14 protein-coding genes and 1 pseudogene are annotated in these 15,593 nt (G+C 38.4%); 12 read left to right on the top strand and 3 right to left on the bottom strand.

Translation table 11 applies throughout. From position 1 onward, the window contains the following. Positions 1-147 precede the first annotated feature (147 nt). Genes BLR83_RS06705 through dltD form a run of 7 tightly spaced genes read left to right on the top strand, consistent with a single transcriptional unit; the run spans position 148 to position 6,466 of the window. The gene (locus tag BLR83_RS06705; RefSeq protein ID WP_074560951.1) at positions 148-837 is read left to right on the top strand and encodes a response regulator transcription factor; all 690 of its coding nucleotides are present in this window, start codon (positions 148-150) and stop codon (positions 835-837) included. Then, positions 831-1,991 carry a sensor histidine kinase gene (locus BLR83_RS06700; RefSeq protein WP_200796322.1) on the top strand — a complete coding sequence of 387 codons (1,161 nt, stop codon included), beginning with the start codon at positions 831-833 and terminating at the stop codon, positions 1,989-1,991. The genes BLR83_RS06705 and BLR83_RS06700 overlap by 7 nt, the downstream gene beginning before the upstream one ends. 9 nt (positions 1,992-2,000) lie before the next feature. After that, positions 2,001-2,123: a teichoic acid D-Ala incorporation-associated protein DltX gene (locus BLR83_RS06695; protein WP_020917506.1), complete on the top strand. Its 123-nt coding sequence runs from the start codon at positions 2,001-2,003 to the stop codon at positions 2,121-2,123. A gap of 15 nt (positions 2,124-2,138) precedes the next feature. Beyond that, the gene (gene dltA, locus BLR83_RS06690) at positions 2,139-3,677 is read left to right on the top strand and encodes a D-alanine--poly(phosphoribitol) ligase subunit DltA (protein ID WP_074560949.1); all 1,539 of its coding nucleotides are present in this window, start codon (positions 2,139-2,141) and stop codon (positions 3,675-3,677) included. After that, positions 3,674-4,936 carry a D-alanyl-lipoteichoic acid biosynthesis protein DltB gene (gene dltB, locus BLR83_RS06685; RefSeq protein WP_074560948.1) on the top strand — a complete coding sequence of 421 codons (1,263 nt, stop codon included), beginning with the start codon at positions 3,674-3,676 and terminating at the stop codon, positions 4,934-4,936. The genes dltA and dltB overlap by 4 nt, the downstream gene beginning before the upstream one ends. A gap of 32 nt (positions 4,937-4,968) precedes the next feature. Continuing rightward, positions 4,969-5,208, top strand: a complete 240-nt coding sequence (gene dltC, locus BLR83_RS06680; RefSeq protein ID WP_015695707.1) for a D-alanine--poly(phosphoribitol) ligase subunit DltC — start codon at positions 4,969-4,971, stop codon at positions 5,206-5,208. Next, positions 5,201-6,466 (top strand): D-alanyl-lipoteichoic acid biosynthesis protein DltD, encoded by a 1,266-nt coding sequence (dltD, locus tag BLR83_RS06675; protein WP_074560947.1) that lies wholly within the window; start codon positions 5,201-5,203, stop codon positions 6,464-6,466. The genes dltC and dltD overlap by 8 nt, the downstream gene beginning before the upstream one ends. Positions 6,467-6,527: 61 nt before the next feature. Here the strand turns inward: dltD and BLR83_RS06670 are convergent, their stop codons facing one another. Beyond that, entirely contained in the window at positions 6,528-7,409 is an 882-nt protein-coding gene (locus tag BLR83_RS06670; RefSeq protein ID WP_074560946.1) for a LysR family transcriptional regulator, read from the bottom strand. Positions 7,410-7,566: 157 nt separating this feature from the next. Here BLR83_RS06670 and BLR83_RS06665 point away from each other — a divergent pair, with 157 nt between their 5' ends. Together BLR83_RS06665 and BLR83_RS06660 are read left to right on the top strand one after the other, a co-directional pair. Next, positions 7,567-9,189: a malolactic enzyme gene (locus BLR83_RS06665; protein WP_039696204.1), complete on the top strand. Its 1,623-nt coding sequence runs from the start codon at positions 7,567-7,569 to the stop codon at positions 9,187-9,189. Positions 9,190-9,210: 21 nt separating this feature from the next. Beyond that, positions 9,211-10,482 carry a 2-hydroxycarboxylate transporter family protein gene (locus BLR83_RS06660; RefSeq protein ID WP_074560945.1) on the top strand — a complete coding sequence of 424 codons (1,272 nt, stop codon included), beginning with the start codon at positions 9,211-9,213 and terminating at the stop codon, positions 10,480-10,482. A 123-nt stretch (positions 10,483-10,605) separates the two neighbouring features. On the opposite strand, the gene BLR83_RS06655 is transcribed toward BLR83_RS06660, so the two are convergent. Then, the gene (locus tag BLR83_RS06655) at positions 10,606-11,811 is read right to left on the bottom strand and encodes an L-lactate MFS transporter (RefSeq protein WP_074560944.1); all 1,206 of its coding nucleotides are present in this window, start codon (positions 11,809-11,811) and stop codon (positions 10,606-10,608) included. A gap of 140 nt (positions 11,812-11,951) precedes the next feature. Further along, positions 11,952-13,517 (bottom strand): ATP-binding cassette domain-containing protein, encoded by a 1,566-nt coding sequence (locus BLR83_RS06650; protein ID WP_200796321.1) that lies wholly within the window; start codon positions 13,515-13,517, stop codon positions 11,952-11,954. A 164-nt stretch (positions 13,518-13,681) separates the two neighbouring features. On the opposite strand from BLR83_RS06650, the gene BLR83_RS06645 reads away from it, so the two are divergent. The 3 genes and pseudogenes from BLR83_RS06645 (at position 13,682) to BLR83_RS06635 (ending at position 15,535) form a co-directional block, all read left to right on the top strand. Continuing rightward, entirely contained in the window at positions 13,682-14,452 is a 771-nt protein-coding gene (locus tag BLR83_RS06645) for a TatD family hydrolase (RefSeq protein ID WP_074560942.1), read from the top strand. Beyond that, entirely contained in the window at positions 14,445-15,014 is a 570-nt protein-coding gene (rnmV, locus tag BLR83_RS06640; RefSeq protein ID WP_074561113.1) for a ribonuclease M5, read from the top strand. The genes BLR83_RS06645 and rnmV overlap by 8 nt, the downstream gene beginning before the upstream one ends. Continuing rightward, positions 15,011-15,535: pseudogene (locus BLR83_RS06635) on the top strand (DUF1697 domain-containing protein). The gene rnmV and the pseudogene BLR83_RS06635 overlap by 4 nt, the downstream one beginning before the upstream one ends. Positions 15,536-15,593 lie beyond the last annotated feature (58 nt).

Below are 15,593 nucleotides of genomic sequence, written 5' to 3'. Positions count from 1 at the left end.
GAGGCTTACTTATAATGGTTTGGTATAAGTCCGTGTGAGGATGATATATTTTTTTAATCAGGCAATCTTAAAAATTAAGAAAATTTCAAGGTTAATTCAATTTTGGCGTTTTATACTAGATTTTGAGTAAAAAGGGAGGAGAGCCAGTTGAGAATTTTAGTGGTCGAGGATGAGAAAGGAATTGCAGAAGCGATTCAAGCCATTCTTGAAAATCACCGTTATGAAGTGGATTTGGTTTTTGATGGTGAGTCTGCACTGGATTATATATTAACGGGACTTTATGATTTGGTTCTTTTGGATATTATGTTGCCAAAACTTGATGGTGTCAGTGTTTTGAAGCGCGTGCGTCAAATGGGAATGGAAGTTCCTATCATTTTTTTGACAGCCAAATCTCAGTTAGAAGACCGTGTTTTGGGACTTGATTTGGGTGCTGATGATTACATGACTAAGCCATTTGAGGCAGAAGAATTATTGGCACGGATTCGTTTGCGGACACGTCAATCGTCTATTACGCAAGTGAATCATCTCAAGTTTGGTAATTTGATTTTGAATCTGGACACGAGAGAGTTAAGCGTGGCAGAGCGCGAAGTTAAGTTGTCTAATAAAGAATTTCTGTTGATGGAAACTTTCTTGCGAAATTCCAAGAAGATTATCCCTAAAAACCAATTAATTTTGAAGGTCTGGGGACCTTTAGATGAATCCGATTATAATCAGCTGGAAGTCTTTATCTCCTTTTTACGTAAGAAACTTCGTTTTTTGGCAGCAAGTGCTGTTATTAAAACGACCAAAGGCGTTGGTTACTCACTAGAAGATGGAGAGAAAGAAGGCTCATCATGAAGAATCTTCGGCTAAAATTTGTCTTGCTTACGATGTCCATGTTAACCGCCATGGTTCTGGTGTTATTGGTCATTAGTGAACGTTATGACAAATATTGGGATGAGTATGATACTTATCGGATTGTTAAATTGGTGGCTGCTAATGGTTATGTCAAAGAAAATACTGATGAAGCCATTGCTTTTGTCACCATTGACGAAAATGACAAACCAGATATCCAAGTTAACAACACTTTTTTAACCAATAAAGAGGTTAAAGAAGTCAGCAAGGATTTGTTAAACAGAGGGAAAAAGAGCTGGAAGTGGCGTGATTACATCTATTCTTTGAAAGAAAAGAAAGATGGTACTTGGCAACTTGTCTTTATTGATTTTTCAAGTTATTCAGCTTCCTATGCTCAAGTTTTTCTGGTTACGGTTTATGTTATTTTTGGTCTTCTTTTGCTTACGGGAGTTAGTATCTACTTATCACGTTTTATCGTTCAGCCAGCACAAGCTGCGATTGATCGTGAGAAACAATTTGTATCAGATGCTAGTCATGAGTTGAAGACACCGATTGCTTCTATTCGTGCCAATGCTCAAGTATTGCAAAATCAAATGGCACCTAACCGTTATTTGAATCACATTCTTTCAGAAACCAAACGTATGGAACATTTGATTCAAGAGTTGCTTGGATTGTCTAAGCTTGATGACAAAGATGGCAGAATACCTTTTGAAAAAGTGAATTTATCAGGTATCTGCCAAGAAATGATTCTAAGTTATGAAAGTCTAGCCTATGAAGAGGGCAAATTAATCGAAGATAGAATCGCTGAAAATGTTGAAATCTTCGGGCAAGAATCTCAGTTGAAGCAGTTAATTACCATTCTTTTAGATAATGCCATTAAGCATTCTTTGGACAATGGAAAGATTACCGTAGAGTTGTTGCAAGAAAAGAAAACGGCACTTTTACGAGTATCAAATCCTAGTCAGGTTTATCCAGATGAGGTTTTGAAAAATCTTTTTGAACGCTTCTATCAAGCCGAAGATTCTCGAAATAGCAGCTCAAGTTTTGGCTTGGGGTTGGCGATTGCTAAGGCTATTGTGGAAAAACATAAAGGCAGTATCACTGTCAGTCAAGCCGATAGCCAGTTAACATTTGAAGTACAACTACCACTTAAATAAGGAGTTTAAATGAAAGATACCACTCGATTTGTATTAAAAACCTTGTTTTATTTTGTGATTTTTATGGTTTTAATTTATTTTTTCAGTTATCTTGGTCGTGGTCAAGGTAATTTCATCTACAATGAGTTTTAGAAAGGTAAACGGTTCATGTTACACGATATGATTGAAAGAATTGAGCATTTTGCTCAGACACAGGGAGATTTTCCCGTCTATAATGTCTTAGGGGATGTTCACACTTATCGCGATTTAAAGGAAAATTCGGATTCCCTTGCAGCTTATATTGATTTCTTGAAGTTGGAAGAAAAGTCACCCGTTCTTGTTTTTGGAGGACAAGAGTATGACATGTTGGCTACTTTTGTAGCATTAACAAAATCTGGACATGCTTATATTCCTGTTGACCAACATTCAGCTCTTGAACGCATTGAAGCGATTTTAGAAGTGGCAGAGCCAAGCTTGATTATTGCTGTAGGTGATTTTCCTTTGGAAATAACGAATATTCCAATGATTAAGCTTGACCAATTACAGACGATTTTCGCCCAAAAAACGGACTATCAATTGACTCACTCTGTTAAAGGCGATGACAATTATTATATTATCTTTACGTCTGGGACAACAGGAAAGCCAAAAGGGGTGCAAATCTCACACGACAATCTCTTAAGTTTCACTAATTGGATGATTTCAGACAAAGAATTTTCAGTGCCAGAACGACCACAAATGTTGGCACAGCCGCCTTATTCGTTTGATTTGTCAGTTATGTATTGGGCACCAACGCTAGCACTTGGAGGGACACTTTTTGCCCTTCCAAAAGAATTAACAGCAGACTTCAAACGACTCTTTACAACCATTAATGAATTGCCGATTGGCGTTTGGACATCAACACCATCATTTGCTGATATGGCTATGTTGTCAAATGACTTTAATCAAGAAACATTGCCACATTTGACGCATTTTTATTTCGATGGGGAAGAGTTGACGGTGAAAACAGCACAAAAATTGCGTAGCCGTTTCCCGAAAGCACGTATTGTTAATGCTTATGGTCCGACAGAAGCTACAGTTGCCCTTTCTGCGGTAGCTATCACCGATGAAATGCTAGCAACTTGCAAACGTCTGCCAATTGGTTACACTAAAGCAGATTCACCAACTTTTGTTATTGATGAAAATGGCAAAGCTTTGCCAAATGGCGAGCAAGGTGAAATCATTGTCTCTGGTCCTGCCGTTTCAAAAGGGTATCTCAATAATCCTGAACGTACACAAGCTGCTTTCTTTGAATTTGAAGGCTTGCCAGCTTATCACACTGGAGATTTGGGTGTGATGACTGACCAAGGCATGCTCCTTTACGGTGGACGCATGGATTTCCAAATCAAATTCAACGGTTACCGTATCGAGCTTGAGGAAGTTTCACAAAATCTTAACAAATCAGAATACATCAAGTCAGCAGTCGCTGTTCCGCGTTACAACAAGGATCACAAGGTACAAAATCTCCTAGCCTATGTGGTGCTAAAAGAAGGTGTCGCAGAACAATTTGAACGTCAACTGGACATCACCAAAGCGATTAAGGAAGACTTGAAAGATATCATGATGGATTACATGATGCCTTCTAAGTTCCTTTATCGTGACAGCTTGCCACTCACACCAAATGGGAAAATCGATATCAAAGGCTTGATGAACGAGGTAAATAGCCGATGATAGCATTTCTTCATCAGTTGCCACACTTAGAAGCTTACGGCAATCCGCAGTATTTTCTTTACCTGATTGTGGCTGTCTTACCTATTTTTATCGGACTATTTTTCAAAAAACGATTTCCTGTTTATGAAGCTTTGGTTAGCTTAGCTTTCATTATTTTGATGCTGACAGGGAAAAATCTTTATCAGATTGTTTCTCTTTTAGCTTACGTGGTTTGGCAAATTTTTCTGGTCTTTTCTTACAAGACTTATCGGAAAAAATATAATAACAAGTGGGTATTTTACCTCTGGGTCTTCTTAGCCGTCTTTCCACTAGCGTGGACTAAGATTACCCCTTTGATGACCATTGATAATCATCAATCGCTCTTTGGATTTTTAGGGATTTCTTACCTGACTTTCCGTGCGGTTGGCACAATTATGGAAATGAGAGATGGTGTCTTAAAAGAGTTTAGTTTATGGCAATTTTTGCGTTTCCTTCTCTTTATGCCAACTTTTTCAAGTGGACCAATCGATCGCTTCAATCGCTTTGATGAGGATTATAAAAATATTCCTGACAAAGACGAATTGCTTGATATGCTTGAAGAAAGTGTTCGCTACTTGATGCTTGGTTTTCTTTACAAGTTTATCCTAGCTTATATTTTTGGAACGCTGTTTATGGCGCCGCTAAAAGAAGAAGCCCTTGAAATGGGCGGAGTCTTTAACATTGCTACGCTAGGTGTTATGTATACCTATGGTTTTGATTTATTCTTTGACTTTGCGGGTTATAGCATGTTTGCACTAGCCATTTCAAATCTTATGGGGATTAAAAGCCCAGTTAACTTTAATCAGCCTTTTAAATCACGCGATTTGAAAGAATTTTGGAATCGTTGGCACATGAGTTTGTCTTTCTGGTTCCGTGATTTTGTTTTCATGCGTTTGGTTAAGGTCTTGGTTAAGCACAAAGTCTTTAAAAATCGTAATGTCACATCAAGCGTCGCTTATATTATTAACATGTTAATAATGGGATTTTGGCACGGCTTAACATGGTACTATATCGCTTATGGACTATTTCATGGTGTCGGTCTTGTGATTAATGATGCTTGGGTTCGTAAGAAGAAAAAAATCAATCGTGAGCGCAAAAAACAAGGGCTCTCACCATTGCCTGACAACAAATGGACACAAGGTCTTGGTATTTTCATCACCTTTAATGTTGTGATGTTATCATTCTTACTATTTTCAGGTTTCTTGGACCAATTATGGTTCCCACAACCACCTGTAAAATAATAACAATTCATTATCGTAAAGGAGTTTAGCAAATGGATATTAAATCAGATGTATTAGCAATTATTGATGATCTTTTTATGGAAGATGTTTCAGACATGATGGATGAAGATTTGTTCGATGCGGGTGTACTTGATAGCATGGGAACTGTCGAATTAATCGTTGAATTGGAAAGTCATTTTGATATTGATATTCCAATTTCAGAATTTGGACGTGATGATTGGAATACCGCTAATAAAATCATCGCTGGAATAGAGGAACTTCGCAATGCTTAAACGCCTTTGGCAAATCTTAGGACCAGTTATTTGTGCCTTTTTGCTAGTTGTCATTAGTCTGGGTAGTGTCTCGCTTTCGAATAAATCGCACTCCCTAAAAGTAGAAAAGAAAGACGCGGTTTCGCTAAGTAAGACAGGATTTAAGAGTAAGTACAAAAAAGTACGTGCCTTAACAGATCCAAAGCACCGTTTTGTTCCGTTCTTTGGATCAAGTGAGTGGCTGCGCTTTGACAAAATGCACCCATCGGTCATTGCTGAGGCTTACAATCGTTCTTACACGCCGTATTTGCTTGGGCAAAGAGGCTCTGCGTCATTGACACATTTTTATGGCATTCAACAAATCAATAATGAGTTGAAAAATAAACAAGCCGTTTATTTCATTTCTCCTCAGTGGTTTACGGCTAAGGGTGCCAATGCTGCCGCGTTTCAAACTTATTTTAGCAGTGGACAAGCCATTGATTTCTTGCAAAATCAAAAAGGAACAGCTTATGACCGCTACGCTGCTAGACGTTTCTTGAAACTTTATCCAGATTCTTCTCACAAGGAAATGATGGAAAAAGTAGCTGATGGTAAAAAATTATCAACAGCTGATAAACGAAAACTCAAAACTCAAAGTGTCGTTTACCAAAAAGAAGATGCCTTTTTCAGTCGTGTTTCTCTTATCGACCATTATGATGGTAAGGTTGTCTCTAAGGCGAAGAAATTACCAGATGCTTTTTCATATCAGAAACTAGGAAAACTAGCAACAGCTGATGGTAAAAAAGCAAGTAGTGGTAATACCTTTGGAATCGACAACGGCTTTTACGATATTCGTATCAAACCAAGATTGAAAGATCTTAAAAATTCTCAACGTAAATTTAACTACTTAAAATCTCCAGAATACAACGATTTACAGTTGGTATTGAATCAATTTGCCGAAAATAATACTAATGTTCTTTTTGTGATTCCTCCAGTTAATAGCAAATGGTCTGATTATACTGGACTTAACGAAGACATGTACCAAAAAGCTGTTGCCAAGATTAAATATCAATTGCAAAGCCAAGGTTTTAAAAATATTGCAGATTTCTCAAGAGACGGTGACAAAGCTTACTTTATGCAAGATACCATCCACATGGGCTGGAATGGCTGGGTCGCAATGGACAAAGCTGTTAACCCATTCTTGAACAAAAAACAAAGCAAGCCAAACTACCAAATCAACGACCAATTTCTAAGCAAAAAATGGGCTAAATACACTAAAGAGCCCGATTCATTCTATTAAAAATTCAACAATTCAACATGAAAAAAATCAACCCGAATTCGGGTTGATTTTTTTGCTTTTTTTACGATACTTTTTCAATCAAGTCAATCAATTTTTTAGTTTCTTCTGACAAGACAGCGTGTTTTGAGTGGGCATAGCTGACGTAAAATGTAATGCTATCTTCTTTGACCAAGGGGATTTTGACCAGTTGGTCAGAATCACTAGTTAGAGCAATGTCAGACAGAAGTGAGATGCCCATATTTTCAGCGACCATTTGTTTAATGACTGACACATCATCGATTTTGAAGAGGACAGATGCTTTGTCGTGATAGCGGTGATTTAACTGATTAAAGGCTGTTAGATGAATATTGTGTTCATCCAGCAGAATAAATTTCTCATAGAGAATTTCTTGGAATGACAGCTCTTTTTTATTTGCCAGTGGGTGATTTTTAGAAAGAACAACATAAAAATCTTTGGTAAAAAGCTGACGAATGACTAGCTGATCGTTTTTTAAAGGCGTTAGCGAGCCTAGCAAACTAAAGTCAATTTGCCCATCAAGCAGTTTCATCATGAGGCTTCTTGAGCCACCACGGATGGCTTTAACTTGAGAGAAGGGCTCCAAGTTTTCATTTTGCTCCAGCAATTCAGTCAAAATATAGTTGCAGATAATCGGCGGAAAACCAACGGTCATCATAGGATTTAGTGATTGATGAACCTCGTTAACTGCCGTTTTGATTTGTAGCAAGACATCCTCCACGTGACTTTGGAAAATATCACCTTGTAAGGTTAATTCGGCAGTACGGTGCGAAGGATCTTTGATGACCAAGTCACAGTCCAATTCCTTTTCCAAACGCTTAATCGCGTAAGAAATTGTTGGCTGGCTGACTTTGAAATGCTGCGCTGTCCCAGTGTAGGATTTTGATTTGGCTAACTGGTAAAAATATTCTAAATCACGTAAATTCATGCCTACCTCCTTGACTTATTTTACCATAAACTTTTTGATTCTACTTATAAATAAAATTTATTAAAACTGCTGGGTTTGACTATAAGAAGCTTAGCAGTTTATAATGACCCGCATAAGATCTTTCTACATATTTAATAGCCTATTAGGAGGAAAAATCATGCGTGGACATGAAATTCTAAATAACCCGTTTTTAAATAAAGGGACTGCCTTTACTATGGAAGAACGTAAAGAACTTGGTTTGCTTGGTATTTTGCCACCTTACGTTCAAACAATCGAAGAACAAGCTGAACAAGCTTACCAACACTTCTTGCGTAAACCATCAAATCTTGAAAAACGTCATTTCTTGATGGAAATCTTCAACACTAACCGTACACTTTTCTACTACCTATTCAACCAACACATCGTTGAATTTAACCCAGTTGTGTACGATCCAGTTATCGCTGAAACAATCGAAGAATACAGTGAATTGTACGTTGACCCACAATACGCTGCATACCTTGATATCAACCACCCAGAAAACATTGAAGAAACTTTGCGCAATGCTGCTGGTGATCGTGACATCCGTTTGATCGTTGTAACAGATGCTGAAGGTATCCTTGGTATCGGTGACTGGGGTGTTCAAGGTGTTGACATCTCTGTTGGTAAATTGATGATCTACACTGCAGCTGCTGGTATCGACCCTGCTTCAGTTATGCCACTTGTTATCGACGCTGGTACAAACCGTAAAGAACTTTTGGAAAATCCAATGTATCTAGGTAACCGCCACGAACGTGTAACTGGTGATCAATACTACGAATTCATCGAAAAATTCGTTCAAACAGCTGAAAACATGTTCCCTAAATTGTACCTTCACTGGGAAGATTTCGGTCGTTCAAATGCTGCCAACATTCTTAACAAATACAAAAAAGAAATTCCAACATTTAACGATGACATCCAAGGTACTGGTATCGTAGTTCTTGGTGGTATCTTCGGTGCTATGGACATCACTGGTGAAAAACTAACTGACCAAGTTTACCTATGCTACGGTGGTGGTTCTGCTGGTGCTGGTATTGCTGACCGCGTTCACGCTGAAATGGTTTCAGAAGGTTTGACTCCAGAAGAAGCTTATAAACACTTCTTCATGATTGACAAACAAGGTCTTCTTTTCGATGACATGGAAGATTTGACACCTGCTCAAAAACCATTTGCTAAAAAACGTGAAGACTTCGCTGACTGTGGTGACATGACTAGCCTTCTTAACGTTATTAAAACAGTTAAACCAACAATCTTGGTTGGTACATCAACTGATGCTGGTGCCTTCACTAAAGAAGTTGTTGAAGCAATGTGTGAAAACACTGAACGTCCAGTTATCTTCCCAATTTCAAACCCAACTAAGAAATTAGAAGCAACTGCTGAGCAAGTTATCGAATGGTCAGACGGTAAAGCCTTCGTTGCTACTGGTGTGCCTTCAGGTACAGTAAGCTACAAAGGTGTTGATTACCAAATCGGACAAGCTAACAACGCTTTGATCTACCCAGGTCTTGGTCTTGGTATGTTGGCATCTGAAGCTTCACTTCTTACAGACGAAATGATTGGTGCGGCTGCTCACTCACTTAGCGGTCTTGTAGATCCAGGTCAACCAGGTGCACCTGTTCTTCCACCATTCCAATACGTTGCTGAAGTTTCTATCAAAGTTGCGGAAGCTGTTGCCAAAAAAGCTCAAGAACAAGGTTTAGCTCAAGCTGAAGAAAAAGACATGGCTAAAGCTGTTCGTGACCTTAAATGGTATCCAAAATATTAATGAAGGAGGATAACCATTCGTATGAAAAAATTCTCTAATATTAAAATTGCAGGTGTTTCTGCTCCCCTTTATACGGCCCTGGTTATCATTTTAGCTGCTGTAATTGCTATGGGTAAATTACCACTAAACATGGTGGGAATTACTTTTCTGCTTGTTGTTTTAGGTCACCTCTTTTACTTCATCGGTGAAAGATTACCGTTTTGGAACACTTACCTCGGTGGTGGCTCAGTATTTACTCTTCTTTTAGCAGCGGTGCTTGCCGCAACAGGTCTCGTGCCAAAATCTGTTGTTGAAGCAACATCGACTTTTATGAGTGATTGGGGCTTTCTAGATTTTTATATCGCTGCCCTTATCTGCGGTTCAATTTTGGGAATGAATCGTAAACTTTTGGTGAAAGCCTCTGCTAAGTTCATCCCTGTTGCACTTTTATCAATGGTTGTCGGATTCTTTGCAACAGGTGCTGTCGGAGCTCTTCTTGGTCAGGGCTTTGGACATTCTGTCATGTATATCTCCTTTGCGCAAATGGCAGGTGGTATGGGAGCAGGGATTGTTCCTTTATCAAAAATCTACGCAGCAGGACTTCACACAGATGCCTCAAACGTCTTGTCACAATTAGCTCCAGCTACAACACTTGGTAACATTTTTGCCATTATCGGAGCTATCGTGATTGCGCGTGGCTTTGCTAAAACAAAATTCAACGGACACGGTGTGCTTATCCCTGTGGATAAAGATGATTTGAAAAAATCAACCGCACCACTTGACCCAACTAAGGTTGGTGTCGGAATGATGCTTGCTTTTGCCCTTTTCCTTGTTGGTGTCATTCTAAATGTCCTTGTACCAAAAGTGCATAGCTATGCCTTTATGATTATCATTGTCTTTATTCTAAAAGCTCTTGATATCGTGCCTAAAGAGTTGGAAGAAGCAGTTGTCATGTTTAACCGTGTTGTTATGGTGAATTTGACACATGCCGTTCTTGCAGGTATCGGACTTGCTATGATTGACTTGTCATCACTTGCACAAGCCATGACATGGCAATTCGTCCTTATCAGCTTAACATCAGTAGTATCAATGGGACTTGCTAGCTGGATTTTAGGTCAAGTGCTTGGCATGTATCCAGTTGAGACAGCTATCGGAGCTGGTATGATTAACAATTCAATGGGTGGTACTGGTAACATTGCTGTGCTTTCTGCGGCAGATCGCATGGAAATGATTGCCTTTGCCCAAATGGCAAACCGACTTGGCGGTGCAATTGTCCTCATCCTTGGAGGAATCCTAATCCAATTTTTACATTAATTCAACACTTTACTCCTTAAAATGTATTGAATACCCTTTTAAATTTGTGTTTACTCTGAAAAAATAGACAATATTATTACACAGAACCCCCTAGCTTGCTCACCACAGGCTAGGGGGTTATTTTTATGACAAATATTTATTTTCTTTTTGTGATTTTAGCCAAAGTGTAATAGCTAGCGCAAGTAGATAAAGTAGGATGAAGACGACAAGAGTGCTTGTGTATGATTTGGTTGCTGAGTATGTGACAGCAAGCAGCATTGGACCTGCTAGCGCAGCCATTCCCCAAGCTGTTAAAATATAGCCGTGCATGGTTGCTAGCTCTTTAGCACCGAAAATATCGCTAAGATATGGTGGAATGAGTGAGAAGCCAGCTCCGTAGCAAGTCATGAGGACAGCCATAGCAATGGTGAACAATGCTGGCGCGTGAAGGAACATGAGCGATACAGTCATGAGGATATTAACAACAAATAAAATAAGGAAAGTCAGCGGACGACCGATATAGTCTGATAAGCTAGCCCAGAGTAATCTCCCAAAGCCGTTGAAAATTCCCATAAGCCCAACGATAATGGCAGCTTGGTTGGCAGTCATGCCAGCTACATCTTGTGCCATAGGTGAGACAACAGAGATTAAGGCAAGACCACAAGAAATGTTGATGAAGAGAATTAACCAGAGCAGGTAAAATTCAACCGTTTTTAAGGCTTTTTTAGCCCCAATACCTTGACTTAATTGCTTATGACTGTCGTCAGTATCTTGTTCACTGTAGGATGGAAATTTGAGAAATTGTGAGACGATAAGCATAACCAGAAAATAAGCTACCCCTAATAGGTAAAAGGTGTTGATAACATCATATTTGGTGATTAAGAAATGCGCAATTGGACTGGTTAAAAGAGAGGCAAAGCCAAATCCCATGATAGCTAGCCCAGTTGCCAGCCCTCGTTTATCAGGAAACCACTTGATAATCATTGATACGGGTGTGACATAGCCCGTACCAAGCCCGATACCGCCAAGGACACCATAACCAAGATAAAGCAGAAAGATACTATGCTGGGCAATAGCAAAGCCTGTCAGGACGTTTCCAGAAGCATACAAGATAGCAGAAATGGTACCAGTAACACGAGGTCCGAATTTTTCCACAACTTGTCCCATAAATGCAGCCGACATACCCAAACAGAAAATGGCAAGCGAAAAAGCAAAGGCAATCGCTGATTGATTCCAGCCAGTCTCAGCAATAATAGGATTACGATAAACACTCCAAGCGTAGGTAGAGCCTAGCATTAAATGCAGGATAACACCACAACTTGCGATGACATAACGATTGTTGGTAGACATTACTTCTCCTTTTTACGAATATTAAGACACAATGTCTTAAATAATGTTAGGGTATTATTGTATCTTATTTTTGAATATAAGTAAAATAGTATTTTGGTTATATAAAAAACGAATAATAAAAAGAAGATAGCTAAGAACGTTCAGAGTTTTATAATTTGGTCAAATAAAGTTCTATTTTCATCGTATAAGTGGTGAGTAATCATGATGACAGTGAGTTCGTTTGCCTGCAGTAGCTTTCTTTCAATATCAATAGCAGTTGCCTTATCAAGATTAGATACCGCTTCGTCCATAATGACAATTGGTTTATTACCAAGTAATTCTCGAGCAATTGCAATTCTGGCAGCTTGACCTCCAGATAAATCATCTTGGAAAGTAGTATCTAAACCTTTGTCGATAAACTTATCCACATGTGCAAAAGTCAAAACCTTTTTAAAAACGTCCTTATCCACAGAACGACCAAGCGTGAGGTTAGTACGTAATGTATCTTTAAAAAGATGAGCTTTCTGCGGAATTAAAGCAAAAATATTTTGTAAACTTTCTAGTGAGATTTCTTGATAGTTATGGCTATCTAAATAAATGTCACCGTCATAATCTGTTAATTCTCCAGTTAAAATACGAATGAGTGTTGACTTTCCTGCACCTGATCTGCCAATAAGTGCAACTTTTTCGCCTTTTGAAATTGTAAAGTCGGGATAGGTAATTTGTTTTCCGTTATCGAAACGGAGACTTAACCGATGACAAGAGATATTTTGGGTAAAATCTGTTAGACTAATAGTTCTTTTGGTTGAAATTGGTTTAGGGTATTTGTCAATTAGTTTAGTAGTTGCTTTATATGTGACGATATTGTATGCAGCTCCTCTAGTGTAATTAAATAGGCAGCTAGTTAGATTAGCAATTGAAAAGATAACCCCCGTAGTGATTTCACCCTTGATAACTAAATAACCTGTTGCAATGAAGATTATAACTTGTGCGATAATACTTGACATCATGGAAAGGGAATTAGCGCTACTTGATTCTCTAGTTAGCTTGACTTTAGCTTTGATAAGTTTACTAAAATCAGTTAAAATACAATTTTTAAAAAAGTCGGTTTGATTATTGTGATAGAAGATTTCAAAGCCCTCTAGGTAGTCACTCGTTCTATTTAATGCTTGATTAGAGGTATTGGATACTTCTTCGGTTCTTAGAGCGATTTTTCCCTCAAAAACTTTAGGAATAAAATAAACGAAGGTTGTCATTATAATACTGACAATGAGTAATAACCAGTGGAAATAGATAATGGCAAAAGCATTTAAAATGACTGTTACAATACTTTCAATAGCATCATAAAATTGTTTGAATCCATTATCTTTTAAAAGATTCATATCATTAATTAACCATGAGTTGTATTCAGATTTGGTGTGATGGTTATTGCCAGAGTAAGTGTTAACAATTAAGGAATTTAGTAAATCATCTCGTATGAAATTCACTTCTTTTTGGCAGAGCTTTTCTTTCAGACTATCTTTCCAAATTTGTAGGAGACTGTAGCCAGCCCAACAAAGAACATCAATGCAAGACCAAAAAATAAATTGGTTCCAATTGCTTTTTATTAAGGCATCAAGCATCCATGTTAAAGACAATGAACTCATAACATTAGTTGCAACCCAAAGCAAAATAACAATAAGTAAAATAAGATTTTCTTTTTTTAATTTCCACAAGTAAGATAGCATAGCCAAGATTTCCTCTTTTGTTGAATATACCTTTATTATAAAGAATTATCACCACAAAGCAAGCGATTGCATAAGGACATTTTTATTGAATATTATATCTAACTTTCCCTTATTTTCCTGGCACTTGCTTTGGTGTCTCTTGCGGTCTGTGTTATAATAAAACCATGGAAATATTTGATACACACACGCATTTGAATGCTGATAATTTTGCTGGGCGTGAAGCAGAAGAATTGGCACTTGCAAAAGAAATGGGCGTCACTCGACACAATGTTGTTGGATTTGATGCACCAACTATTAAACGCGCTATTGAGTTAGCTGAAGAATACCCAGAAATTTACGCCACAATTGGTTGGCACCCGACAGAAGCGGGTTCTTATAATCAAGAAATCGAGGACATGATTGTCTCAAATCTCTCACACCCAAAAGTAATTGGTCTAGGTGAGATTGGTCTTGATTACTACTGGATGGAGGACCCTAAAGAGGTTCAAATCGAAGTTTTCAAACGCCAGATTCAACTTTCAAAAGACCACAATTTGCCATTTATTGTTCACACACGCGACGCTATGGAAGATACTTACAAAGTGATTAAAGAAGTCGGTGTAGGACCACGTGGCGGTATTATCCATTCATTTTCAGGCTCTTTGGAAATGGCAGAGCGTTTTATTGAGCTTGGCATGATGATTTCATTTTCAGGTGTTGTGACCTTTAAAAAAGCTCTTGATGTTCAAGAAGCTGCACAAAAATTGCCGCTTGATAAGATTTTAGTTGAAACGGATGCGCCGTACCTTGCACCTGTACCAAAACGAGGTCGTGAAAATCGTACCGCTTATACACGCTATGTTGTGGATAAAATTGCAGAGCTACGTGGATTGACTAGTGAAGAAGTAGCAAAAGCAACATTTGATAATGCAAAGAGGTTATTTGACTGTGACTGAAAAAATTAAAATTCAAGAAGTGCTTGTTGTCGAAGGAAAAGATGACACTGCTAATCTACGTCGTTTTTATGATGTTGATACCTATGAAACACGCGGTTCAGCTATCAACGATGATGACCTCGAACGCATCGAAAAATTAAATAATCTTCGTGGTGTTATCGTCTTTACTGACCCTGACTACAATGGCGAGCGCATTCGTAAAATCATCATGAATGCTATTCCAAACGTCAAACATGCCTTTTTAAATCGTGGTGAAGCCGTTCCAAAATCAAAAAGCAAAGGACGTTCACTTGGTGTCGAACATGCCAGCTTTGAAGATTTACAAAAGGCTCTTAAAGGTGTTTTAGGAAACTTTGATGATGACAATCAATTTGACATCACAAAAGCTGACTTGATGCGCATGGGGCTGTTAATGGGTGGCGATAGCCGTAAACGCCGTGAATACCTCGGAGAAGAGCTACGCATTGGCTACAGCAACGGTAAACAGCTCCTTAAACGCTTAGAACTCTTTGGCATCACTTTGGCTGAAGTCGAAGAAGCGATGGAGAAATACGAAGAATGAAAAAAGTCGCACTCTTGCGAGGTGTCACACCAGTTGGTCAAAATCGGATTCCTAAAATGACTTATCTTGTTGAGATTTTGACAGAAGCAGGGCTTGAAAACGTCAAGACTTATATTCAAAGTGGCAATATTGTTTTTGAGACGTATTTAGCTGATAATGCTATTTGCACCTTGATTCATGATACGATTAAGGAAAAAATCGGAGCTGATTTATCTGTTGTTCTTAAAGAGCAACCGCAGCTTACAACGGCAATTATTGAAAATCCCTTTGATGAAAGCTATGACGCTTCACGTGTTCACCTTGTTTTTACAAATGACCAGTTTTCGCAGGATAAGTTAGCTGACCTGTTAGAAACTGACTTTGGTGATGAAATCCTGTGAGCAGGAAGTGAATGCCTCTATCTCTATTTACCAAGAGAAGCCAAGAAAAAACGACTGAATACCAATTATTTAGAAAAACAATTACACATCACAGCTACCATGCGAAAGCTCAGAAGTGTTTCACGTTTAAGCCAGATGTGATACAATAGTAACTTGCATTGACAGAAACGAAAGGAATGACAAAACCTTATTCTGGGGA

Source organism: Streptococcus equinus (assembly GCF_900101445.1).
Classification (GTDB): Bacteria; Bacillota; Bacilli; order Lactobacillales; family Streptococcaceae; genus Streptococcus; species Streptococcus equinus_B.
Note: the sequence above shows the minus strand (reverse complement) of the source record. Positions and strands in the feature narration are given on the sequence as shown.